This window comes from Chelativorans petroleitrophicus (assembly GCF_025398195.1).
In the GTDB taxonomy this organism is placed as follows: domain Bacteria; phylum Pseudomonadota; class Alphaproteobacteria; order Rhizobiales; family Rhizobiaceae; genus Chelativorans; species Chelativorans petroleitrophicus.
On sequence record NZ_JAODNV010000007.1, the window covers coordinates 75522 to 96054 of the forward strand.

At 63.9% G+C, this 20533-nt stretch carries 21 protein-coding genes; 14 read left to right on the forward strand and 7 right to left on the reverse strand.

What is annotated here, in order from left to right; genetic code table 11:
• Together NYR54_RS06470 and NYR54_RS06475 are read right to left on the reverse strand one after the other, a co-directional pair.
• Positions 1 to 2001, reverse strand: coding sequence for a WecB/TagA/CpsF family glycosyltransferase (locus tag NYR54_RS06470; RefSeq protein ID WP_261514795.1), 2001 nt, complete (start codon positions 1999 to 2001; stop codon positions 1 to 3).
• Between the two features lie 10 nt (positions 2002 to 2011).
• Entirely contained in the window at positions 2012 to 2929 is a 918-nt protein-coding gene (locus NYR54_RS06475) for a DUF6492 family protein (RefSeq protein ID WP_261514796.1), read from the reverse strand.
• 363 nt (positions 2930 to 3292) lie between these two features.
• Here NYR54_RS06475 and NYR54_RS06480 point away from each other — a divergent pair, with 363 nt between their 5' ends.
• From NYR54_RS06480 to proC, 3 genes are read left to right on the forward strand one after another with little or no spacing between them, the layout of a single operon-like run.
• Positions 3293 to 4222, forward strand: a complete 930-nt coding sequence (locus NYR54_RS06480) for a glycosyltransferase family 2 protein (RefSeq protein WP_261514965.1) — start codon at positions 3293 to 3295, stop codon at positions 4220 to 4222.
• Entirely contained in the window at positions 4191 to 5504 is a 1314-nt protein-coding gene (locus NYR54_RS06485) for an O-antigen ligase family protein (protein ID WP_261514797.1), read from the forward strand. Before NYR54_RS06480 ends, NYR54_RS06485 begins: the two co-directional genes overlap by 32 nt.
• A gap of 58 nt (positions 5505 to 5562) precedes the next feature.
• Complete coding sequence (gene proC, locus NYR54_RS06490) at positions 5563 to 6372, forward strand: pyrroline-5-carboxylate reductase (RefSeq protein ID WP_261514798.1); 810 nt, start codon at positions 5563 to 5565, stop codon at positions 6370 to 6372.
• Between the two features lie 3 nt (positions 6373 to 6375).
• On the opposite strand, the gene NYR54_RS06495 is transcribed toward proC, so the two are convergent.
• Positions 6376 to 6780 (reverse strand): cupin domain-containing protein, encoded by a 405-nt coding sequence (locus NYR54_RS06495; protein WP_261514799.1) that lies wholly within the window; start codon positions 6778 to 6780, stop codon positions 6376 to 6378.
• A gap of 84 nt (positions 6781 to 6864) precedes the next feature.
• Between NYR54_RS06495 and NYR54_RS06500 the strand changes: the two genes are divergently transcribed.
• The 7 genes from NYR54_RS06500 to NYR54_RS06530 all read left to right on the forward strand — a co-directional run bounded on the left by NYR54_RS06500 (position 6865) and on the right by NYR54_RS06530 (position 14492).
• The gene (locus tag NYR54_RS06500; RefSeq protein ID WP_261514800.1) at positions 6865 to 7869 is read left to right on the forward strand and encodes a BMP family ABC transporter substrate-binding protein; all 1005 of its coding nucleotides are present in this window, start codon (positions 6865 to 6867) and stop codon (positions 7867 to 7869) included.
• A 45-nt stretch (positions 7870 to 7914) separates the two neighbouring features.
• The gene (locus tag NYR54_RS06505; RefSeq protein WP_261514801.1) at positions 7915 to 9489 is read left to right on the forward strand and encodes an ABC transporter ATP-binding protein; all 1575 of its coding nucleotides are present in this window, start codon (positions 7915 to 7917) and stop codon (positions 9487 to 9489) included.
• A gap of 63 nt (positions 9490 to 9552) precedes the next feature.
• Positions 9553 to 10620 (forward strand): ABC transporter permease, encoded by a 1068-nt coding sequence (locus tag NYR54_RS06510; protein WP_261514802.1) that lies wholly within the window; start codon positions 9553 to 9555, stop codon positions 10618 to 10620.
• Entirely contained in the window at positions 10613 to 11515 is a 903-nt protein-coding gene (locus tag NYR54_RS06515) for an ABC transporter permease (protein WP_261514803.1), read from the forward strand. Before NYR54_RS06510 ends, NYR54_RS06515 begins: the two co-directional genes overlap by 8 nt.
• Before the next feature lie 13 nt (positions 11516 to 11528).
• A complete protein-coding gene (locus tag NYR54_RS06520) occupies positions 11529 to 12842 on the forward strand; it encodes an amidohydrolase family protein (protein WP_261514804.1) in 1314 nt (437 codons plus the stop codon).
• A 9-nt stretch (positions 12843 to 12851) separates the two neighbouring features.
• On the forward strand, positions 12852 to 13694 hold the full coding sequence (locus tag NYR54_RS06525) for a purine-nucleoside phosphorylase (protein ID WP_261514805.1): 843 nt from the start codon (positions 12852 to 12854) through the stop codon (positions 13692 to 13694).
• A 3-nt stretch (positions 13695 to 13697) separates the two neighbouring features.
• Positions 13698 to 14492 carry an SDR family NAD(P)-dependent oxidoreductase gene (locus NYR54_RS06530; protein ID WP_261514806.1) on the forward strand — a complete coding sequence of 265 codons (795 nt, stop codon included), beginning with the start codon at positions 13698 to 13700 and terminating at the stop codon, positions 14490 to 14492.
• Here the strand turns inward: NYR54_RS06530 and NYR54_RS06535 are convergent.
• A complete protein-coding gene (locus tag NYR54_RS06535; RefSeq protein ID WP_261514966.1) occupies positions 14470 to 15042 on the reverse strand; it encodes an HdeD family acid-resistance protein in 573 nt (190 codons plus the stop codon). The two genes, NYR54_RS06530 and NYR54_RS06535, sit on opposite strands and share 23 nt — an antisense overlap.
• Before the next feature lie 219 nt (positions 15043 to 15261).
• Between NYR54_RS06535 and NYR54_RS06540 the strand changes: the two genes are divergently transcribed.
• The 3 genes from NYR54_RS06540 (at position 15262) to NYR54_RS06550 (ending at position 17992) form a co-directional block, all read left to right on the forward strand.
• Entirely contained in the window at positions 15262 to 16185 is a 924-nt protein-coding gene (locus NYR54_RS06540) for a dihydrodipicolinate synthase family protein (protein WP_261514807.1), read from the forward strand.
• Positions 16186 to 16278: 93 nt separating this feature from the next.
• Complete coding sequence (locus NYR54_RS06545; protein WP_261514808.1) at positions 16279 to 16542, forward strand: DUF6460 domain-containing protein; 264 nt, start codon at positions 16279 to 16281, stop codon at positions 16540 to 16542.
• A 106-nt stretch (positions 16543 to 16648) separates the two neighbouring features.
• The gene (locus NYR54_RS06550) at positions 16649 to 17992 is read left to right on the forward strand and encodes an MATE family efflux transporter (protein ID WP_423738576.1); all 1344 of its coding nucleotides are present in this window, start codon (positions 16649 to 16651) and stop codon (positions 17990 to 17992) included.
• Between the two features lies 1 nt (position 17993).
• Here NYR54_RS06550 and NYR54_RS06555 read toward each other — a convergent pair whose 3' ends face one another.
• The gene (locus NYR54_RS06555; RefSeq protein WP_261514809.1) at positions 17994 to 19079 is read right to left on the reverse strand and encodes a quinone-dependent dihydroorotate dehydrogenase; all 1086 of its coding nucleotides are present in this window, start codon (positions 19077 to 19079) and stop codon (positions 17994 to 17996) included.
• Positions 19079 to 19426, reverse strand: a complete 348-nt coding sequence (locus NYR54_RS06560) for a DUF952 domain-containing protein (protein WP_261514968.1) — start codon at positions 19424 to 19426, stop codon at positions 19079 to 19081. Before NYR54_RS06560 ends, NYR54_RS06555 begins: the two co-directional genes overlap by 1 nt.
• Before the next feature lie 124 nt (positions 19427 to 19550).
• Between NYR54_RS06560 and NYR54_RS06565 the strand changes: the two genes are divergently transcribed.
• Positions 19551 to 19991, forward strand: coding sequence for a hypothetical protein (locus tag NYR54_RS06565; protein ID WP_261514810.1), 441 nt, complete (start codon positions 19551 to 19553; stop codon positions 19989 to 19991).
• Position 19992: 1 nt separating this feature from the next.
• On the opposite strand, the gene NYR54_RS06570 is transcribed toward NYR54_RS06565, so the two are convergent.
• Positions 19993 to 20367 carry a hypothetical protein gene (locus NYR54_RS06570; RefSeq protein ID WP_261514811.1) on the reverse strand — a complete coding sequence of 125 codons (375 nt, stop codon included), beginning with the start codon at positions 20365 to 20367 and terminating at the stop codon, positions 19993 to 19995.
• Positions 20368 to 20533: the final 166 nt, after the last annotated feature.

Sequence of the window (20533 nt, forward strand, 5' to 3'; positions counted from 1 at the left end):
CTATTGGCGCTCGTGCAGCCGCAACGCCTCATCGAGCGCAATGCGGAACCGCTCACGCCGCTCTCGCCGCCAGTTGTCAATGGCGGCTTCACCCGCGTTCCGCGCTTCCAGCAAGGCATCCGCAAAGGCCTGCGGGCTGTCGGCCACCCTCACCCGCTCGGGCAGCCCATCGATGCCACGCAGCGCAAAACCCGTTGCCACCACCGGACGTCCGACAGCGATCGCGTCGAGCGTCTTGATCTGAAGGCCTTCGCCCGCAATGGACGGAACGGCGATGACGCGCGCAGCGGCAAGGAAGGCCGCGGCATCCGGCACGCGACCCAGGACCTCGACATTCGCGAAACGGCCCCGGAGATCGTCCGCACCCGCGCCGCCGATCTGTATGTGAAGCCCCGGCACAAGCGGAACAACCCGCTCCAGAAACCAGTCGAGGCCAGCTCGGTTGGGGCCCCAGCTCCATGTACCGAGAAGCGCTACGTCGCATTCCGGCGGAAGTAGGCGGAAGTCCTCAGGCAGCGGCATGGGCGGAACCGGCAATATGGAAACCGAGCGAGCACCCATCTCCCGGAACGCAGCAGCGTGAGCCTCCGTCAACGTCCACACGCTTTTTGCAGCGCGGGCGAGCCGGGCGTCCATCTCTCCCATAAGCCGCGCCTCGCGGGCATAGATGATGCGCCGCAGGACGCCGCCTTCCTTCGCCTGTCCGGCGTAAAGCTGCCCCTCGCAATTATGGGAGACGTGGATGAGATGATGGCCGCGAAGGTGCGGCAGCAGCCAGCCCATCTGCGAGTGATCGAGGATAATTCTGTTCCATGCCTGCTCTGCGAGCGCATCCTTCAGCGCAGCAGTGTAGGCGCGTCCGGCATATTTCTGGATCGAGTAGGCATTCCGGCCGATGAATGCCCGTGCGAGCCAGCGCGCGGCATCGAGCGGAGCGTCGCGCGTTTCGATCGGGCGGTGCTCCACCAGAACCTCACCCTCGTGCCCGGCATAGCCCGGGCGCGCATAGCCTAACACGCGCACCTCATGGCCAAGATCCCGCAGGGCGTCGGCGATGTGGGCGCTGACGATCTCGCCGCCCGTGCGCCGCTCCGAGGGCAGAACCGTCGTGAGGAAAAGGATCGCAAGCCTGCCCATCCCCTTTTCTTCCGCGGAAACGGAAAAATCGGCAACTGTCGGCAAGGAACCATAATGCCCACTGCTTTCTCCCCGAGCGTCCCGTAGAAGCAGATCATCCGCGATGGCCAGCAGGAACGCCCAGGAGTCGACAAAGTAGCGGCGGAACAAGCGGCGCGGCTCGCACAGGAAGCGCCAGATCCATTCCGCCCCGATGCTTTGCATGAATTGCGGCGCGCGGCGGGCGGTTCCGGCCCAGAAATTAGCGGCCGCACCCAATGCCATGGCAAAGCAGGGGCCGATCGCCTCACGATGGCGGTCAAGCCAGAGTTCGGATTTCGGCGCGCCGACGCAGAAGAACAGATGCGTGGTTCCGCATGAGGCGATTCTCCCCGCCAGCGCGGAGGAATAGGCTTCATCGGTCTCGAATCCGAAGGGCGGCACGGCGACGGGCACATCTGGGAAGCCGCGCTCGGCGAGCCGCGCTTCGATCCTGGCCGCGGTCTCGGTATCGCTCACCACAAAAAACGGCCGATGCCGTGCCGCATCGAGCCGCGCCATCAGGGCCGGAAGCAGGTCGGCCCCGGTCACGCGCTCTTCAAGCGGCACCCCACGCAGGCGCGCATAGAGATAAACCGGCATTCCGTCTGCCGTCACAAACGCCGCGCGCTCATACGCGGCGCGAAAAGCCGCGTTGCCACGCATCTTCACGATATGGTCGAGATTGGCCGTGAAAAGGAGCTGCGCCCACTGCCCATGCGGCGAGGCGTTCGCCAGATAGTCGGCGAGGGATTGGGTCCCGGCGGTGGAAAAGCGCATGCCGAATACTGCGCGAGAGACCCGCGCCACGCGCCGCCATTCCTCCTGATAGCCTGTCGCCCCCATCCGCCACCCTCTAGGTGATCAGCCGGCGGAGCATATCGAGATCCGTCCCGGTGAAGGACTGGACTCCGACGGCCACCTGTTCCGGTCTCATGGAGCCGATCAGCCGGCGCAATCCTTCCTCGTCCAGGCTCGGCCCCCACCAGTAGGTGAGAGCAAGCGGCACATCGGCGTGGAAATGGCCGTCGCCCGAAAGCACCTCATCCACATAGCGGCCATAGAGAATGCATTCGGAAAAATGCCGCCTGGCGGCGACGGCCTCCACCCAATGGCGACCATGAACGTTCTCGATATGCTGGACCATGGCGAGGACCGTATCCCGGCGCCAGTGGACCAAGTTCGAGATGTAGTCGTGCAGCTCGGTCGCTTTCTCCGGAAGGCCAAGCGTAAAGCCGGCATTTGCGTGCCAGTCCACGTGCCCTGCCCCGTCCTCGATCGGCAGCCCGCCATCCTGCCGGTAGAACCTCAACGCCCCGTCCCGCCAGAGGCAGGAAAGATCGAAAGGCTTGAGAAAAAACACGTCCGAATCGCAATAAAGCAGTGCCGCCTCGGGCACCTTGCTGGCAAGCGCAATGCGGCGAAGCTGCTGCACATGCCACCCACGCAACGGCGGCGTGCGCGTGCTGAGCCATATATGGCGGCGGAAAAGGCTGGTCGGGTCGCGCAGGCTGTGCAACCAGGAAGGCAGGAGATCGCGCTCGTCGATGACCACCCGGTTGCGGCTTTCAAGCTTGCGGAACTGGGCGGTATCGAAGCCCGCCACCAGCAGATAGTGCGTCTGAAAACCGGTCACGAAGCGGTCCACGCTTTCGCAGAGCAGCCGGCAGCGCTCGAAATCGGTGGAATAGCTGGCTGTGACCAGAGCGGCGCCGTTCAGCGGCGTCACGGATCCGGCCGTGCTTAACTCCTGCATTCCCGCCCGCGCAGTCATGGCAAGATCGTCCCATTCAACTGGCAAAAGGCGAATGGTGCGCCGGGTCCGGCGCTCCGCATTTCACGGCTGGTTCCAGCCTCCTGCTGGGGGTCGATTGAAGTTGCAAACGGCGGACGCATTCTGCCTTCCTGTTGCGCCCTCATATCAGGCTCCTCCTGAAGTCTTGATTAAGACCGCCGCTGACAACACGCACTGCAAGAAAAATCACGCTTTCATGCGGAAGGTGTTTAACGGAAGCTTAATCGGGAGCCGTTCTCATGGGAGCGTTTCTGACCATTGGCGGGGCAGGCCTTGAAACCGTACGCCGGGACGAACGCCGTCTCCATCTTCGCGCGCACGCCTCAGCTTGCGGCGGACGGGATGGAGTGCGTGGTGACCGTGCCAACCTTCAGGCGGCCTGAGCACCTTTTAAAGACGCTTCGATCCATCGCCGCCCAGGAGACGGATAGACGTTTTGCCGTCATTGTCGTCGAGAACGAGGCCGAAGAGCGCCAGGGGGCGCAAGCGGCAGCCCCCCTGTTCCTGAGCGGTGAAATCTCCGGCCTCGTGATCGTTGCTCACGAACGCGGCAACTGCTCAGCCTACAATGCGGGCTGGCAAACGGCTCTGGAGGCCTTTCCCTGCTTCTGTTCCCTGCTGGTCGTGGACGACGACGAGACCGTCACCGCAGGCTGGCTCGAGGTCATGTGCAGGGCGGCCGACGCCTTTGACGCAGACATTGTCGGGGGCCCGGTTCTGCCGCGCTTTGCCGAAGGGGTACCGGAGCGGCTTAAGGCCCATCCGATCTTCCAGCCGGCCTATGCCAAAAGCGGCGTGGTCCCGGCGCTCTACGGATCAGGCAACCTTCTCATCCGCCGCCACGTGCTTGAACGGATGGAGAGGCCTTTCATGGACCCCGCCTTCAACTTTCTCGGAGGTGGCGACGCGGATTTTCTAATGCGGGCGGCGAAGAAAGGCTTCCGGCTCGCCTGGTCCGAGGAGGCCGTCGTCCACGAGACCGTGCCTGCGCGACGGCTCGAGCCCGACTGGATCCGCGCGCGCAGCCTGCGCAACGGCGTCATCTCGACGCTGGTGGAAAAAAGGCAGAGGGCCGGCGAACGGCTCGGCGCCCTGCGCGTGCTGGTCAAGAGCCTGGCGCTTCTGGCACTTTCCCCGCTGCGCGGCGCATGCCGGCTTGTCGCAACTGGCTCGGCCTCCATCGCCATGTACCCCGTCTATATCGGCCTCGGCCGCGTCATGGCGGAATTCGGCTACACAAATGAGCAATATCGCGAGCCCGAGAAGAACTGAGCGCCTGGCGCTGCCTGCGGAAGCAGCCGCTTGGTTTGCCACCGGGCTTGCCGCGGTTCTCCTTTCGCTCGCCGTCATCTCCTTCCGTCCCTTTCAACCGTCGGGGCCGGACGTGCAGAGCGGGGGCGACATTTTCAACCAACTCGGCTACGGCTCGCTGGGCGCCCTGGCGGTCCTTACCCTCTTCATGCTGGTTGATCGCAGGGTGGTCGCGGCCCTGCTCAGCCCATGGTGGCTGCTGCTTCTTTTCTTCTTCGCGCTCTCGGTGCTGAACGCCCCCTACCCGCCAGCCGCGATGCGGACGGCAATCCTGACCCTGATCGGCATATTGATCATGCTCGCCGCGCTCACGCTTCCGCGCGATGCCGACGGCTTTTCAGCCATGCTCGCCTGTGCGGCGCTCGCCATCCTTGGCCTCAATTATTTCGGCGTCCTGGTCATGCCTGATGTGGCGATTCACGGCGCGGAGGGAGCGGAGCCGCAGCATGCGGGCCTGTGGCGCGGCAGCTTTCCCCACAAGAACTCCGCCGCTCCGGTCATGGCCTGCCTTTCCTTTGCCGGGATCTTTCTCTGGCGGCGGGGCTGGCGTCTTTGCGGCGCGCTCATAATCGTGCTTGCCATGACCTTCATAGCCAATGCGGGCTCGAAGACCACGCTCGGCACAGTGCCGCTTACCATCCTCATGGTGATGGGCCCAGCGCTGTTCGGCCTGCGCTTTCTCGCGCCGGTTTTGGTGCTCATAGCGCTGACCGGCACGGGGCTCGCCACCCTGGGGATCGTCTTCATAGAACCGCTCGCGGCCCTGCACCGGGAATTTCTGCCACATCTCACCTACACCGGCCGTACCACGCTTTGGGAATATATGGGCGAGATGCTCGCCAGGCGCCCTTTAAGCGGCTACGGCCTCGACGGCTTCTGGGGCACGGGCACAGTGCTCTTTTCCGATTATCATTTCGACACTGAGTGGGACATCCGAGCCATCGTTCATGGCCACAACAGCTATCTGGATCTGGCGATCACCATGGGGCTGCCGGCGCTCCTGGTCGCCGTTCTCGCTTTCATCGCCGCCCCTCTGCGCGAGTTTCTGCGCGTGCCGCCCCTAAAGGAAAATGTCCTCCTGGCCGATCTCTTCCTGATGATCGTAACCTTCACGCTGCTCAACGCATTTCTGGAAAGCTTCTTCTTCCGCCGGGCCGATCCGGTGTGGCTGCTCCTGGTTTTCGCGCTGTTCGGTCTCAGGCTGGCGGCGCGCTTTCCCGTCTCCGGAAAATTCAACCACTGACGGCGGTTGCATCGCGCGCGCGAAAGCGCCATTCCTTCTCCGCGACAAGGAGGTCCCGATGGGCAAGACAATCATTCTCGTCGGCTGCGGCAATATGGGCTACGCCATGCTCAAGGGCTGGCTGGCGGCTGGCAAGCTGAAGGCCGGTGAGATAGCGGTGGTGGAGCCAAATGAAACCCTGCGCAGCCGCGCCGTGAGCCACGGCATCCATGCCGCTGCGGCACCCGAGGAATTGGAGGCGAGTACGGCCGATCTCGTCGTCTTCGCCGTCAAGCCGCAGATGATCCGCGACGTCGTGCCCGCCTATCGCCGCTTCATGCCGGATGCGACCTTTCTTAGCGTCGCGGCAGGCACGAGCATAGCCACGTTCGAGGACATCCTGGGCACTGATGCCGCCATCATCCGCTGTATGCCCAACACGCCAGCTGCCATTGGCGAAGGCGTGATGGTTCTATTCGCAAACGCCCGCGTGCGGCCCGAGGCAAGAGAGTTCGTCAGCGATCTGCTTTCGGCCAACGGTGCGGTCGCGACCGTAGAGGACGAGGCGCTGATGGACGCAGTCACCGCCGTCTCCGGCTCCGGTCCCGCCTATCTTTTCCACTTCATCGAATGCTTGATGGCGGCTGGCGAGGAAGCGGGCCTGCCTGCCGAAACGGCCCGGCTGCTGGCGATGCAGACCATCTATGGCGCGGCCGCGCTTGCAAAGACAAGCGGCGAGGACCCGGCAAGGCTGCGAGAGCAGGTGACAAGCCCAGGAGGGACGACGGCCGCGGCGCTCTCGGTCCTGATGGGAGAGGACCGGCTGAAGAGCCTCATGCGGGAGGCCGTGGCAGCGGCCAAGAAACGCTCCATCGAGCTGGGCGCCTGAAGTCTACCCTTCGAGGCTCACATAACTTTCTGGCCGGAAGCGCGGCACGCAGAGGCAGTAGAACTCGAGATCACCCTCGCCCGTATTGGTGATGCGCTGCGGCGCGTTGGCGGGGATGATCACCTGGTCTCCGCTCCGGACCGCCTGCTGCACGCCGTCTATCTCCACGGTCCCCTCGCCTTTCCTGATGATGTAACGCTCGGAGATGCCCAAAAGCTTGTGCAGCTCTGTCGTCACACCCGGTTCCACCCTCGCAATGGCAAGCGACGCTTCGGGAGAAGCCGGATCGTTCAGGAGCTCCGTGATGTAGCAGCGTTCCGTGGTCCAGAACTCTTCGGCACCCTTCGACGGGACGTACCATTGCGGCGCCATGAAATAGTCCTTCTCGATGAAATCAGCAAAACTCACCTTCCTTGACAATTGTTAGAAATCCCCTGTTATCTGTCAAAGAACGCTGCCCGGCCAGGGCGAGGCCAGACAGGAGGAAGAGCCATGTCATTGCGGAAGGCATTTTACGCAGCGGCGGGTGCCGCGCTGATAAGCACTGCGGCTGCGGCGCAGGACAGGTTCTTCGTTTACGTCTCGCCTGACCCGATCGGCGTCAACGCCTTCCTCCAGCTCGGGCAGAAGGGAATTGAGGCCGCGGGCGAGGAATATGGTGCCGAGGTGCGCACCTATGAAAGCCGCACGGCCGCCGAACGGCTGGAAAACGTGAACGCCGCCGTCAACGAGGGGGCCGACATCGTCGTTCTGCTGGGTTTCGAGTTCAACGACATTGTGCGCCAGATCGCGCCCACGGCGCCGGATACGCAATTTCTCATTGTCGACCAGTGCATAGAGGACCGGCCGGAAAACGTGCATTGCGCCGTTTTCCGCGAATATGAGGCGAGCTACCTCCTGGGCGTCGAGGCTGGCCTCTTGTCCGAGACGGGCCGTGTGGGCGTGGTCGGCGCGCTCGACATTCCCTTCCTCCATCGCCATACCGACGGCTACGCCGAGGGCGTCCGCTCGGTCGCTCCCGACACGGAAGTGGACGTGCGCTGGGTCGGCGGCGAAAACCCCTTTGCCGATCCGGTCCGTGCGAAGGAGCAGGCCGTTGCCATGCACGCTGCGGGCGCGGACTATATCCTCTCGGCCACCTCGGGCGGCGATTTCGGCGTGTTCGAGGCAGCGCGCGAGGAAGGCTTCAAGGTGTTCACCGTCGATGTGAACCACTGCCCCTCGACACCCGGCCACATCGTCGATGTGATGCTGAAGCGCGTCGACACCGCCGTGGTGCAAGCGATCGGCGACATTCTGGAAGGCCAGCATGATATCGTCATGTCGCTGGGCCTGAAGGAGGGCGGCATGTCGACGCTTGCTCTGGAAGGGGACCTGCTTGCCGACAGCCAGTGCCTGATTGCGGAGCATCCGGAGGTGATCGAGAAGGTGCGCGAGGTTGCCGCCAGCATCATCGACGGCTCGCTGGAGCTGCAGGACCCGATGTTTGCCCAGTGACGGGCACCTCCAGGCGGCAGAGTGCAGGTGAAAGAATGAGTAAGAGTGGGCCGGCTCCGCACCCTTTTGCCCAATCCTGAAAAAGCCCAGCCTCTACCCATGCGCGCCGTTCTTTCCGGTATCACCGTCCGCTTTGGCGACCTTGTCGCCGTGAACAACGTCTCGCTAACGATCGAGCCGGGCGAAATTCACGCCGTCGTCGGCGAGAACGGCGCCGGGAAAACGACGCTGATGAATGCACTGTTCGGCCTTGTGCAGCCGGAGGCGGGAAAGATTCTGCTGGACGGCAACGAACGGCACTGGGCATCCCCGCAGGAGGCGATCGCGGCCGGTCTTGGCATGGTGCACCAGCACTTCATGCTGCAGGATTCCATGACGGTGCTGGAAAACATCGTTCTCACCGCCGAGCCGGTGGGCCGCTTAGGCTTTGTGGATTTTGCCCGCGCGAGACGGCTCCTTACCGCGAGAGCCAAGGCGCACGGCATAACGCTTCCCCTCGATCGCAGGGTGGACTCGCTTTCGGTGGGCGAGAAGCAGGTGGTAGAAATCCTGAAGCTGCTTTACCGCGATTCCCGCCTGCTGATCCTCGATGAACCCACCTCGGTGCTGACGCCGCGCGAGAAGGAGCGGCTGTTCGGCGTTCTGAAAAGCTTCCGCGATGAAGGGCGCGCCGTGGTGCTCATCACCCACAAGCTGGATGAGGTGATGGAAAGCGCCGACCGGGTGAGCGTCATGCGCGGCGGACATCTAGTCTCCTCCGGCCCTCTTTCGGCCACATCACGAGAAGAAATCGCGCGGCAGATCGTCGGCGGAGGACTTCCCGCCCCGCGCCAGCGGACGGCGCGGGTGGCAGGAGACACGGTGCTTTCGGTCGAGAGGCTGGAGGTGGCAGGCCGCGGCAGAACGGTAGGCCCCCTCTCCTTTTCGGTTCGGGCCGGAGAAATTGTTGGGATCGCAGGTGTCAGCGGCAATGGCCAGGCGGAGCTCATTGCGGCACTGACGGGGCTGCGGCGGCCACTTTCAGGCTCCATCAGCCTTCTTGGCCGCCCCATAGAGGCGCTTGACGTGGAGGCGCGGCGCCGCGCTGGCATGAGCTATATCCCCGAAGACCGCCAGCGCGTGGGGCTCGCTCTTGCCGCCTCCATCAGCGAGAATGCCAATGCCGGGCGCGATGACAGGACAGCCTTCACGCGTGGCGCCTTTCTCGACCGCAAGGCGATGGCGCGCTTCGCCCGGATGCTCATCGAGCGCTATCGCATACGCGCCGCTGGCCCATCTGTGCCAGCGGCCACACTTTCCGGCGGCAACAAGCAGAAGCTCGTGGTGGGGCGCGAGCTTGAGCGCGGCACGCCTCTCATCATTGCTGAAAACCCCACCTGGGGCGTGGACATCGGGGCCATCGATTTCATCCATGGCGAGTTGCTGCGCCTGCGCGGCGAGGGTCATGCCCTGCTTCTCGTCTCCTCCGAACTGGACGAGATCCTTGCGCTGTCCGACCGCATTCTTGTCATGTTCGATGGCCGTTTTGCCGGAGAGGTGAGCGGCGCGGAGGCCGACCCCGAACGGATCGGCAGTATGATGACCTCGGGCGCCGCCGAACTGCTGCCGGAGGTGGCATGAATATGAACGGCTCGTTCACATGGCACCCATTCTTTCCCCTGCCAGCACGCCGTGGGCAGGCACATGCGTAAACACATTTACCGCACGCTTCTGGCGGGGGATCTCCTGTCCTGGCTCGGCGTCGCCGGGGCCATCCTTGCCGTCATCCTTGTCCTGATGCTGATGGTGGGTGCGCCCGTCGGCGAGGCGCTGCAGGGCTTCTGGTCGGGAGCCTTCGGCGGGCGGCGCTATGCTTATCTGATGACCACGCTTTCACGCGCGGCGATCATCATCGGCATGGCCGTTTCGGTGCTGCTGAGTTTCAGGGCCGGGCTGTTCAACATCGGCGGCGAAGGGCAGCTTGTTGCGGGCGGGCTGGTGGCCGCATTGACGGCCATTCTGCTTCCCGGCCCACCGCTTCTGGTGCTGGCGGTTTCCGTTCTGGCCGCCATGCTGGCGGGCGCGCTGTGGGCGCTTTTGGCAGGAGTGCTGCAGCTTTACGTCGGCGTGCCGCTTCTTGTCGGCTCGCTGCTCCTCAATTATCCAGCACGCTACATCGCCTCCTATCTGGTGGCGCACCCGTTCCGGGACGTGCCCTCCGGCATGCTACAATCGCATCTCGTGCCGCAGGAAACCTGGCTGCCTTACTTTCCCGGAACGCGGCTCGACATCGGCATTCTGTTCATTGCCGCCGCCTCCATTTTCGCAGTCATCTACAGCCACGCCACGCTCCACGGCTATCACGCACGTCTCAACGGACTTTCGCCTGACTTCGCTCGCGCAGTTGGGTTGCCTGTGAAAAAGCTTGCGCTTCAAACGCTGGCCATGAGCGGCGCCATCGCAGGCCTTGTCGGTGCCATCGCCGTGTTCGGCATTCACCACCGCTACATCGACGGAATGTTGGTGCAGCCGCTTTATGCCTGGACGGGCATCATTGCCGTGCTGCTGGTGGGCATGATTCCCTGGGCCGTGCCGCTCTCGGGCTTCTTCTTCGCCGCCGTCGAGACCGGCGCTGCCGGGATGGAGAGGGCGGCGGCCGTGCCGAAGGAGATCGCGCTCGTCATCCAGGCTGTCATCATCCTGTTCGTGGCAAGCCGGGTGTCAGGCGCGCTTTCGGTCAGTGCGGAGCGGAAGGGAGCGGACGATGCTTGACCTTCTGTTCGACGCCTCCTTCATGGCCTCGGTTCCCCGCTTCGTGACGCCCATCCTGCTTGCCGCGCTGGGCGGCGCGCTTTGCGAGCGGGCGGGCGTCTTCAACATTGCGCTCGAAGGCTTCATCCTGACAGGAGCATTTGCCGCCGTTCTGGGCTCCTATTTCTCGGGCTCTCCCTGGCTCGGCGCAATTGCCGCGATGGCGGCGGGCATTGCGATCGGCCTCGTCTTTGCCGAGTTTCATCTGCGTCGCGGAGGCGATGCCATCGTGGTCTCCATCGCCATCAACATTCTGGCCGCGGGGCTGACCACCTATCTTTTGCGCGCGATTTTCGATGTGATGGGCGCTTTCAGCGATCCGGCGATCGTCGGCTTCCAGCCTGTCCGTATTCCGCTGATTGCGGACATTCCGGTGCTCGGCCGTGTGCTCAGCGGCCAGTCGCCACTGGTCTATGTGGCCCTGCTTGCGGTGCCGGCGGTCCACATCTTCCTCGCCCGCCATCGTCTCGGCCTCAGGATGCGCGCAGCCGGAGAAAACGCGGCGGCGCTTGAAGCGGGCGGCGTCAGCCCGCGCCGGGTACGGCTGTGGGCGCTGGTGGGCTGCGGCACCTTCTGCGGCCTCGCCGGGGCGCAGCTATCGATCGCGAATGTGAACCTGTTTGTCGAAAACATGAGCGCCGGACGAGGCTGGATCGCCATTGTCGCTGTGCTTCTCACGCGCGGGCGGCCGCTGCCGCTTTTCTTGATCGCCGCCATTTTCGGCACGGTTGACAGCTTCTCCTTCCGCGTTCAAGGCCTGGGTCTGGCGCAGCAATTCACCGACATGATGCCTTATCTTGCAACGCTTATGGTGCTGGTCGCACTGTCCTGGTGGCGCAAGCGGCAGACGGCCTGAGGAGCATGGAACGATGGATCTGGTAATCAAGGATGCCACGGTGGTGACCTGTGACGCCGATGGCACGGTCATCAAGTCAGGCGGCGTTGCGGTGGAAAATGGCCGCATCGTCCGTGTCGCGCCGTCGGCGGAGCTGGAGCCTCTCGCCGCCAATGCAAGGCAAGTGGTGGACGGTTCCGGCCATATCCTCATGCCTGGGCTCGTCAACGCCCACTGCCATGCCGCGGACAGCCTGTTCCGGGGCCTCGTGGAGAACCTGCCGCTTGAGCCCTGGCTCCAGACCGTGTGGAAGGCGGAAGGCGCGATACTGAACCGCCAGACCACCTATCTCGGCAACGTGCTCGGCCTTGCGGAACTGCTTCTTTCGGGCGTCACCACCGTGATGGACATGTTCTGGTATCCGGACGAGACGGTCCGCGCCGCGCGCCTTCTCGGTATGCGGGTCTCGACCGGCGGCATCTTCTTCGATCCGCCGGGAGTGAATGGCCAAGATCTTGCGGGCCGCATCGCGGCTGCCGAGCGATTCTTCGAGGAATTCGGCGATGCGGAGGACGTGTTCTCGGCGGTGCTGCCCCATGGCGCATACACGGTCTCGCCTGAAAACCTGCGCACCGCGAAGAAGATTGCCGACCGTCACGGCGCGCTTTTCTGTACGCATGCAGCTGAAACCAGGGCCGAGCGGGCCGATGTTGAGAGCCGCTACGGCCGCCCGGTGATCCGGCACCTTGATCATCTCGGCCTGCTCGATGAGCGCACCGTGCTTGCGCACTGCGTGCATCTTGACGACGAGGAAATCGAGATCCTCGCCCGCACGGGCACGACCGCGGTCCACAACCCCCTGTCCAACCTGAAGCTCGCCTCTGGCTTTGCGCGCGTGCCAGACATGCTGGAGGCGAAGATCAACGTGGCGCTTGGCACCGACGGAGCCATCAGCGGCAACGACCTCGACATGTGGATGGCCTTGCGGCTCGCTGCAACGATCCACAAGGCCAATACCGGCCGGGCGGACGCCGTATCGACCACCGAAGCGATCCACATGGCCACGGGCGCGGGCGCCAGGGCGCTGTGCGCCGGCGACCGGATCGGCAGCCTTGAACCCGGCAAGTTTGCGGACATGATCCTGATCGATTGCCAGCGCCCGCACGCCGTGCCGATGTTCGATCCGGTGACCCATCTGGTCTATTCGACGGCCAAGTCGGACGTGCGGCATGTCTTCGTGGGCGGGGTGCAGGTGGTGCGCGACGGCCAGCTCACGCGCCACAACATCGAGGATACGCTCGCGGAGGTGAACAGCCTTCAGCCTAGGATTGCGGCCAGCATCGCCTGAGGGGAAAGGATGCAGGAAAGCCAGCTTGCCCGCCTGAACAGGGCACACCAGTCGATCCGCGACCGCGTCGGTACGCCGGTGGAGATCGCCATCATGCTCGGCTCCGGCCTCGGCCATCTCGCTGAGGCGGTGGAAGAGGCCACGGTCATTCCCTATGCGGAAATCGCGGGCTTCCCCGTCTCAACGGCACCCAGCCACAAGGGGCAGCTCGTCATCGGCACCTTGTTCGGACGGCGGGTGGCCGTGATGCAGGGGCGGCTGCACCTCTACGAGGGCTGGTCCCCGCGCGACATCGCGCTTGCGGTCTACCTGCTTCGTCGCCTTGGCGCTCCGACGCTGGTCGTCACCAATGCCGCCGGCGGGCTCAACCCGGACTATCGCCCTGGCGATGTCATGCTGATCGAGGATCACATGAACTTCACCGGCCTCAATCCCCTGGTTGGCCCGAATGACGACGAGATCGGCCTGCGTTTCCCGGACATGTCCCGGGCCTATGATCCCGATCTCCTGCGGCTGACAGAAAAGGCGGTGGAACGTGCGGGACAGGAGGTCCGCCGCGGCATCTATGTGGGCATTCTCGGCCCCTCGCTCGAAACGTCAGCCGAGCGGCGCTTCCTGCGTGCCTCAGGCGGTGATGCGGTGGGAATGTCCACCGTCACGGAGGTGATCGCCGCCGTCCATGCCGGCATGCGGGTGGTCGGGCTTTCCGCCATCACCAATGCCGCGACCGGAGGGCCGGACCAGAAGCCCGACACGGTCGAAGAAGTGCTTGCCAACGCGGCCATATGCGGCAGGAAGATCGCAGCCATTCTTGGCGAATTGCTGCCGCAACTGCCCAGCTCGGGAAGCTGAGCCATGACAGCCGAAGCGCCCGCCATTTCCCGGCTCCTTGACCTGTCAGGCCGCACCGCGATCGTCACCGGCGCAAGCGGCGGGATCGGCCGGGGCATCGCGAAGCGCTTTGCGGAAGCTGGCGCAAAGGTGGTCTGCCATTATCGAAGCAATCGCACCCAAGCCGAAGCTCTCGTTGCCGCTATCGAAAGATCGGGCGGCGAGGCTGTCGCAGTCGAAGCCAATATCTCCACGCGCTCGGGTGCCAAGACCCTTATGGCAGAAGCCGTCCGCCGCTTCGGCGCAGTGCATATCCTTGTCAACAATGCCGGCATTCAGCCCGACGAAGCCCTGCTGGACATTTCGCAGGCAGGCTGGGAAGCCATGTTTTCCGTCAACGCGGGCGGTCCCTTCCTGCTGACCCAGGCCTTCGCCGAGCATGTCAAAGCCCGCGGAGGGCCGAGCGGGGCCATCGTCAACATCGCCTCGATCCAGGCACACCAGCCCGCGGCAGGACACGCCCATTACGCCGCGTCAAAGGCCGCTCTCGTCATGTTCACCAGAGCGGCGGCGCTGGAGCTTGGGCCTCTCGGTATCCGCGTGAACTCGGTTTCACCCGGCCTGATCGAGCGTGAGGGACTGGAGGACGCTTGGCCGGAGGGCGTGGAGCGCTGGCGCGAGACGGCACCACTCGGCCGGCTGGGCCGGGCGGACGACGTGGCGGTCGCCGCACTCTTCCTCGCCTCCGATGCGGCGCGCTGGATCACGGGCGCGGACCTTCTGGTTGACGGTGGCGTCAGCGCCCGGCCGACGTGGTAAAGTCCTGGGCGTTGCGCAGCGCCAGCCCCGCCGCAATCCAGCCGGCGCCGGCGAAGAGCAGGTCCACGCCCAGGAAGATGCCAAGAACAAAGAGGCTCGACGCGGGCCAGCCGGCAACGATGATGAGGCCGACGGTTACCGTGATGATCGCCGAGATCAGCACCCAGCCCCATCCGCCTTCCTTGCGCAATCTCACCGCCAGAATGCCGCGAACCAGCCCAGCGGCAATCAGCCCGATGCCGAGCATGAGAGTAAGCACTGCGGAAGCCAGCAGCGGATCGGCAAAGGCGATGAAGCCTGCCGCCACATATAGCGCGCCGATGATGATCCACAGGAAGAACCGGCCCCGGCTTCGCATCTGAAAGCCGTGGACAATCTCGGCAATGCCCGCGAGTGTCATCATCAGGCCCACCACGAAGACGCTTGCCACCGTGGCCGCGATGACGCTTCCCAGCGCGATGATGCCTCCGATCAAAAAAAAGATGCCCAGGGCCACGATCCAGCCCCACCGCATCTTCAGGTCTGGCCCCCCTGGAACCGGCTCGCTCATGTCAACCACTGTTCCCCTCCTCAGGATCAGCCGAGGCCGGATGCCGTCCCAAAGCCGCATCCAGACTCATATGTGAATTTTTTCCACTCCCCTCCGGTACTGTCAAATTCACCGATGCCGTGTCGCACAGGAGATGTCCTTGCCAGAGCGCGTGATCCGGCCCATGAATAGCTGCCGCATCGACCGAAGCCCTGAGAACGCCAAAGGAGAATTGCCACCATGCCCTCCCCGATGAAAGGCGCCTTGGCGCCTGTGCTCACGCCCCTCACGCCGGATTTCCGGCCGGATGCGGCACGGCTGATCGCGCATTGCCGCTGGCTGCTTGCGCAGGATTGCGGGCTTGCCGTCTTCGGCACCAACAGCGAAGGCAATTCGCTTGGTGTCGAGGAAAAGATCGGGCTGCTCGAGCGCCTCGTCGGCGAGGGGCTTCCGCCCGAGCGCATGATGCCCGGCACCGGCACCTGCTCTCTGCGCGACACGATAGCCTTGAGCCGCCGCGCGACCGAGCTCGGCTGCGGCGGCGTGCTCATGCTGCCGCCGTTCTACTACAAGGACGTGAGCGATGAGGGGCTTTACCGCTATGTGAGCGCGGTGGTGGACGGCGTCAGCGATCCATCCCTGCGCATCTATCTCTACCACATCCCGCCGATCGCACAGGTCGGCTTCAGCCTCGATCTGATCGAGCGTCTCATCACGGCATATCCGGGTGTCGTCGCCGGCATCAAGGATTCCTCCGGCGACTGGCAGAATACCAGCGCCATGCTTGAGCGGTTCCCGGGCTGGGGCGTCTTCTGCGGCAACGAACTGCGGCTTTTGGATGCCATGAAGATGGGTGCGGCCGGCGTCATCTCGGCCACCTGCAACATCAATCCGAGCACCATAGCCGAGCTCTGCCGCAACTGGAATGATGACGGCGCGACGCAACGGCACGAGAAGGCCGTAGCGCTGCGAAAGACCATCCAGGATTTCCCGCAAATCTCTGCGCTCAAGGCGGTTGTCACCCATTTCCGGAATGATCCGGAATGGCGGCGCCTTCTGCCCCCGCTGGTGGAGCTCGATACGGATCAGCGCACCGATCTGATCGAGCGCTGCCGTGCCCTCGGATTTGAGATGCAGGGCATCGAAGCGGAAGCCGTCGCCTGACCCACGTCCTTCATCTCTATTTAGCCGAAGCGCTTGCACTCCGGCGCTTCAGGCCATATCTGCGCCGCAACACCGATCCAACAGGAGCGAGCCGTGTCGGCACTGACGAGATTCCTGGGTGACAGCCCGCTGCGTGTAATCGTGAAGCTGACGGTCATTTCGCTGATCGTCGGCTTCTTGATGAACGTCTTTCACTGGACGCCCTGGGACATCTACGATGCGCTGCGCGACACGGTGGCGCGCATCTGGAACATGGGATGGGAGGCCATCGGCGATTTCCTGCGTTACATCATATTCGGCGCGATGGTGGTGGTGCCGGTTTTCCTCATCATCCGTATCCTGAACATCCGGCGCTGAATGCGGATTTTTGGCTTAGCCAACAACGGCGGTAAAGCTTTTGTGGAGCCTGACCGAATAGGCATTGATACCGCCGTTTGTTAGACGCTCTAAACGCAGGCTTCCCTTGGACAAGCTGGCCACCCAAGACCGTGGCGTACTGCCATTCGACGTCACCCACCGGCTCGTTTTGTCGGTGGCGGTGCCGATGATGCTCGCCTATCTCACGACGCCGCTCATCGGGATTGTGGATACGGCGGTCGTCGGCCAGCTCGGGGATGCTGCGCTTCTGGGCGGACTCGCGGCAGGGGCCATCGTTTTCGACGTGGTTTTCAACACCTTCAACGCGCTTCGGTCGAGCACGACCGGGCTGGTCGCCCAGGCGTTCGGCCGGGGCGACAGCGTGGAAGAGCGCGCGATCCTCATGCGGTCGCTCATAGCCTCCGCAGGCATCGGGATCGTGCTTGCCCTCCTCACGCCCGCCGTCATAGCGGCCGGTGTCTGGTTCATTAGCCCGGAGCCGGAGGTGGCGGAAGCCATGCGCCGCTATATCGGCATCCGCATGCTGGCCGCGCCGCTCACGCTCATCAATTTCTCCATCCTCGGATATGTGCTGGGTCGCGGCGAGGGAAACCTCGGGCTTGCGATCCAGTTGCTGCTCAACGGAACAAACATCGCGCTTTCCATCCTGCTCGGCCTCAAGCTCGGCTGGGGGCTTGAGGGTGTGGCCTGGGGCACGGTGGGCGGCGAGGCGCTGGCGGCTCTTGCAGGCCTTGCCATCATTGTGAGGCGATCCGCAGGCATGCCGCGCCTCACCCGGGCGCGCCTCCTCGACACGAAGGCCCTGCTGCGCATGCTGGCGCTCAATGGCGACATCATGATCCGCTCCTTCTCGCTGCTAGCCGCCTTCGCGCTCTTCACGCGCCAGGGCGCGCAGCTTGGCACGGTGACGCTCGCCGCCAATGCGGTGCTGATGAACTTCTTTCTCGTTTCCGGTTATTTTCTCGACGGCTTCGCCACCGCTGCCGAACAGCTTGCCGGCCGCGCGGTGGGCGCGCGCTACGCCCCCGCCTTTCAAAGGGCGATCCGACTCACCTGCCTGTGGGGCTTCGCACTTTCCGGTGTGTGTGCCGCAGTCTTTCTGCTGGGCGGCGACAGCTTCATCCGGCTGATCACGACGGCACCGGAAGTGCGCGAGGCGGCAACACTTTACCTGCCCTGGGCGGCGCTTACCGCTGTAAGCGGCGTTCTCGCCTTCCAGATGGACGGCGTCTTCATCGGGGCGACCTGGTCCCGCGACATGCGCAACATGATGCTGCTTTCGCTCGCCATCTTCGTGTTCTGGCTCATGGTCGTGGGCGCACGCTTCGGCAATCATGGCCTGTGGGCGGCCCTACACATCTTCCTGATCACGCGCGGTGTGAGCCTGGCGGCCATTCTACCCAGGAGGGCGCGCCAGACCTTCGCCTGACTCAGACGAGCGGGCGGTCCGCCCAGCGGTTAAGATGAGCGTCGCGGATTTCCGCGATGGATTTCAGGCCCTGCCGCTCGGCATAGGCGTCAAGGCCGCGAACGATGCGGCCGGCAAGCCCCGGGCCCTCATAGATCAAGCCCGTATAGAGCTGCACAAGATCAGCTCCCGCGCGCATCTTTTCCAACGCCGTTTCGGTGGAGTGAACGCCGCCCACGCCGATAATGGGCAAGGCGGGGCCGACGAGCCTGCGCATCTTGGCAAGGACGATCGTCGAACGCTCGAAGAGCGGCGCGCCTGAAAGCCCGCCTTCCTCCCGCGCGGCCGACCCGGTGACGCCGGGGCGCGCAATCGTCGTGTTGGAGACAATGAGCCCGTCGAGCCGCTTTTCCAGCGCCACCTCCGCGATGTCCGCCAACTCAGCTTCCGAAAGGTCCGGCGCGATCTTGAGGAAAACCGGGATCTTGCGGCCAATCTCGGCCGCCTTCCTGTCACATGCGCCGAGCACGCGAACAAGCAACTCCGCAAGGTTCTCCCGCGCCTGCAGCGCCCTGAGGCCAGCCGTATTGGGCGAGGAAATATTGACCGTGAGGTAGGACGCCACGGCAGCGAAGGTGTGCACACCCACTTCGTAGTCGGCGATGCGGTCGGCACTGTCCCAGTTGGCGCCGATATTGACGCCTACGATTCCGCGCCCTCCGCGCCGGGAAAGCCGCCTTAGCACCGCCTCGTGCCCCTCATTGTTGAAGCCGAGACGATTGATCACGGCGCGCTGCTCGGCAAGCCGGAATAGGCGGGGCTTAGGGTTGCCCTGCTGCGGGCGCGGCGTGACCGTTCCGCATTCGGCAAAGCCGAAGCCGAGGCGCAGAAGCGCATCCGGTACTTCCGCATTCTTGTCATAGCCCGCGGCCATACCGACCGGGTTGGGAAAACGAAGGCCCGCTATCGTGCGCTCAAGTCTCGGACTTGGCGATGTCGGAGCGCAGACGGGGATGCCCGACTTGAGCGCGGCAATGGAAAGGGCGTGCGCTCTCTCCGGATCGAGCGCGAACAGAAGCGGCCGCGCCGCAAGGTCGATCAGGTTCATCATGCGTCCAGAGCCGGAAAAAGATGGTGGCCATCGTCTCCCAGCGGCAGGGGCTTCACCCAACGCACCGCGGAAAGGGAAAGGGGACCGTAAAGGTGAGGGAAAAGCTGCCCGCCGCGCGAGACCTCGTATTTGAGCGCTGCTCCGAGCTTTTCCGCCTCCACCGCTATGAGAAGGAGGTCATCTTGGCCGGAAAAGTGCTTTCTGGCGGTCTCCTCCACCTGCTCGGCGGTCGAGAAGTGGATGAACCCGTCGGTGAGGTCCACCGGCGCGCCCAGGAACGCTCCTTCCCGCTCGGCCTGCCGCCAGAGCGTGGAAGCGCAAATCTTGTAGATCAAATCCGGCATGACCGCGCTATAGGCCGAACGGTCGGAGAGTGGAAGTGGCACCAAGGCTCGGGCGGAAGCTTATGCACCCAAATTGCGGCGCAATCGTTCGTTACGGTAAAGTCATCCGACTGGAGGAAAACCGATGCTGAAAGCACGCGCAGCCATTCTGGGCCTCGCCCTCCTTCCCTTGGCGGTCGGAGCCTTGGCCCAGGAGGAAGAGCGATACCGGCTGGAGCGCACGGAAGACGGCTATGTGCGCATGGATACGCGCACGGGCGCGATGACGCTCTGCCAGGAACGCGAGGGCGAGCTTGTCTGCCGCCCCGCCTCCGAGAGCGATGATCCCGCCCCCGCTGAGACCGACGCCTTGCGTGAGCGTATCGCCGCACTGGAGGAGCGGGTGGAAGCTCTTGAGAAGCAGGTAGAGAGCTCCGTTCCTCTGCAGGAGGAGTTCGAGCAGTCGCTCACTTTGATGGAGCGCTTCTTCCGTCGTTTCATCGACATCGTGCGCGGGCTGGAAGAGGAAGAGCAGCCGCAGGAACCCGCTCCCGAAGGAGGCAGCACACCCGCCGAGCGCACCTGAATCAGGACACCAGCCTCACGGCCCTCAGCGCAAGCGACATCGCGAAGAAGCAGCAGGCGACCGTGAAGCTGTTTCGCGCAAACGTGCTGTACACGTCCCGCAGAATCGTGATGAAAATCGCCAGACTTCGCGTATCGGCGGGCTGGGATGGGGCATCTAGACACGTCCAGACCTCGGTGTGCTTCGGGTTCTGCCAGGGAACGAAGAAGGCCTTCAAAATCAATACCTGGGCCATGATCAGCGTCAGCAGCGCGCCGGCAAACAGGGCGAGCGCGGGGTCAAAGGAAAGGCTCAGCATAACGAGCATAATCGCCAGCGCGCCGAACATGACCGCGCGGCCGATGCAGACATAGGCTGTATTGCGTATCTTCTCCATGGCCTTGCACCTCTGCCCCCCTTTTCGGCGGAATAAGGGCGCCGGGCTTTTGTTCCCGCAGGTGACTGCATTTTGCGGGCGCCTTGCAAAGTGGGCCGTTCCCCGCATAATCGCTGTTATGTCCCGCTCTAGAAATACACGATCAAGTGAGCGGGAAACCGGGGGA

What these genes read in the sequence shown, in the direction of transcription:
- NYR54_RS06555 (WP_261514809.1), bottom strand. Translation starts at nt 19,079, where the DNA reads ATGAACCTGATCGACCTTGCGGCGCGGCCGCTTCTGTTCGCGCTCGAT.
- NYR54_RS06515 (WP_261514803.1), top strand. Translation starts at nt 10,613, where the DNA reads ATGCTTGACCTTCTGTTCGACGCCTCCTTCATGGCCTCGGTTCCCCGC.
- NYR54_RS06480 (WP_261514965.1), top strand. Translation starts at nt 3,293, where the DNA reads ATGGAGTGCGTGGTGACCGTGCCAACCTTCAGGCGGCCTGAGCACCTT.
- NYR54_RS06500 (WP_261514800.1), top strand. Translation starts at nt 6,865, where the DNA reads ATGTCATTGCGGAAGGCATTTTACGCAGCGGCGGGTGCCGCGCTGATA.
- NYR54_RS06540 (WP_261514807.1), top strand. Translation starts at nt 15,262, where the DNA reads ATGCCCTCCCCGATGAAAGGCGCCTTGGCGCCTGTGCTCACGCCCCTC.
- NYR54_RS06565 (WP_261514810.1), top strand. Translation starts at nt 19,551, where the DNA reads ATGCTGAAAGCACGCGCAGCCATTCTGGGCCTCGCCCTCCTTCCCTTG.
- NYR54_RS06530 (WP_261514806.1), top strand. Translation starts at nt 13,698, where the DNA reads ATGACAGCCGAAGCGCCCGCCATTTCCCGGCTCCTTGACCTGTCAGGC.
- NYR54_RS06485 (WP_261514797.1), top strand. Translation starts at nt 4,191, where the DNA reads ATGAGCAATATCGCGAGCCCGAGAAGAACTGAGCGCCTGGCGCTGCCT.
- proC (WP_261514798.1), top strand. Translation starts at nt 5,563, where the DNA reads ATGGGCAAGACAATCATTCTCGTCGGCTGCGGCAATATGGGCTACGCC.
- NYR54_RS06525 (WP_261514805.1), top strand. Translation starts at nt 12,852, where the DNA reads ATGCAGGAAAGCCAGCTTGCCCGCCTGAACAGGGCACACCAGTCGATC.
- NYR54_RS06535 (WP_261514966.1), bottom strand. Translation starts at nt 15,042, where the DNA reads ATGAGCGAGCCGGTTCCAGGGGGGCCAGACCTGAAGATGCGGTGGGGC.
- NYR54_RS06570 (WP_261514811.1), bottom strand. Translation starts at nt 20,367, where the DNA reads ATGGAGAAGATACGCAATACAGCCTATGTCTGCATCGGCCGCGCGGTC.
- NYR54_RS06560 (WP_261514968.1), bottom strand. Translation starts at nt 19,426, where the DNA reads ATGCCGGATTTGATCTACAAGATTTGCGCTTCCACGCTCTGGCGGCAG.
- NYR54_RS06520 (WP_261514804.1), top strand. Translation starts at nt 11,529, where the DNA reads ATGGATCTGGTAATCAAGGATGCCACGGTGGTGACCTGTGACGCCGAT.
- NYR54_RS06475 (WP_261514796.1), bottom strand. Translation starts at nt 2,929, where the DNA reads ATGACTGCGCGGGCGGGAATGCAGGAGTTAAGCACGGCCGGATCCGTG.
- NYR54_RS06470 (WP_261514795.1), bottom strand. Translation starts at nt 2,001, where the DNA reads ATGGGGGCGACAGGCTATCAGGAGGAATGGCGGCGCGTGGCGCGGGTC.
- NYR54_RS06510 (WP_261514802.1), top strand. Translation starts at nt 9,553, where the DNA reads ATGCGTAAACACATTTACCGCACGCTTCTGGCGGGGGATCTCCTGTCC.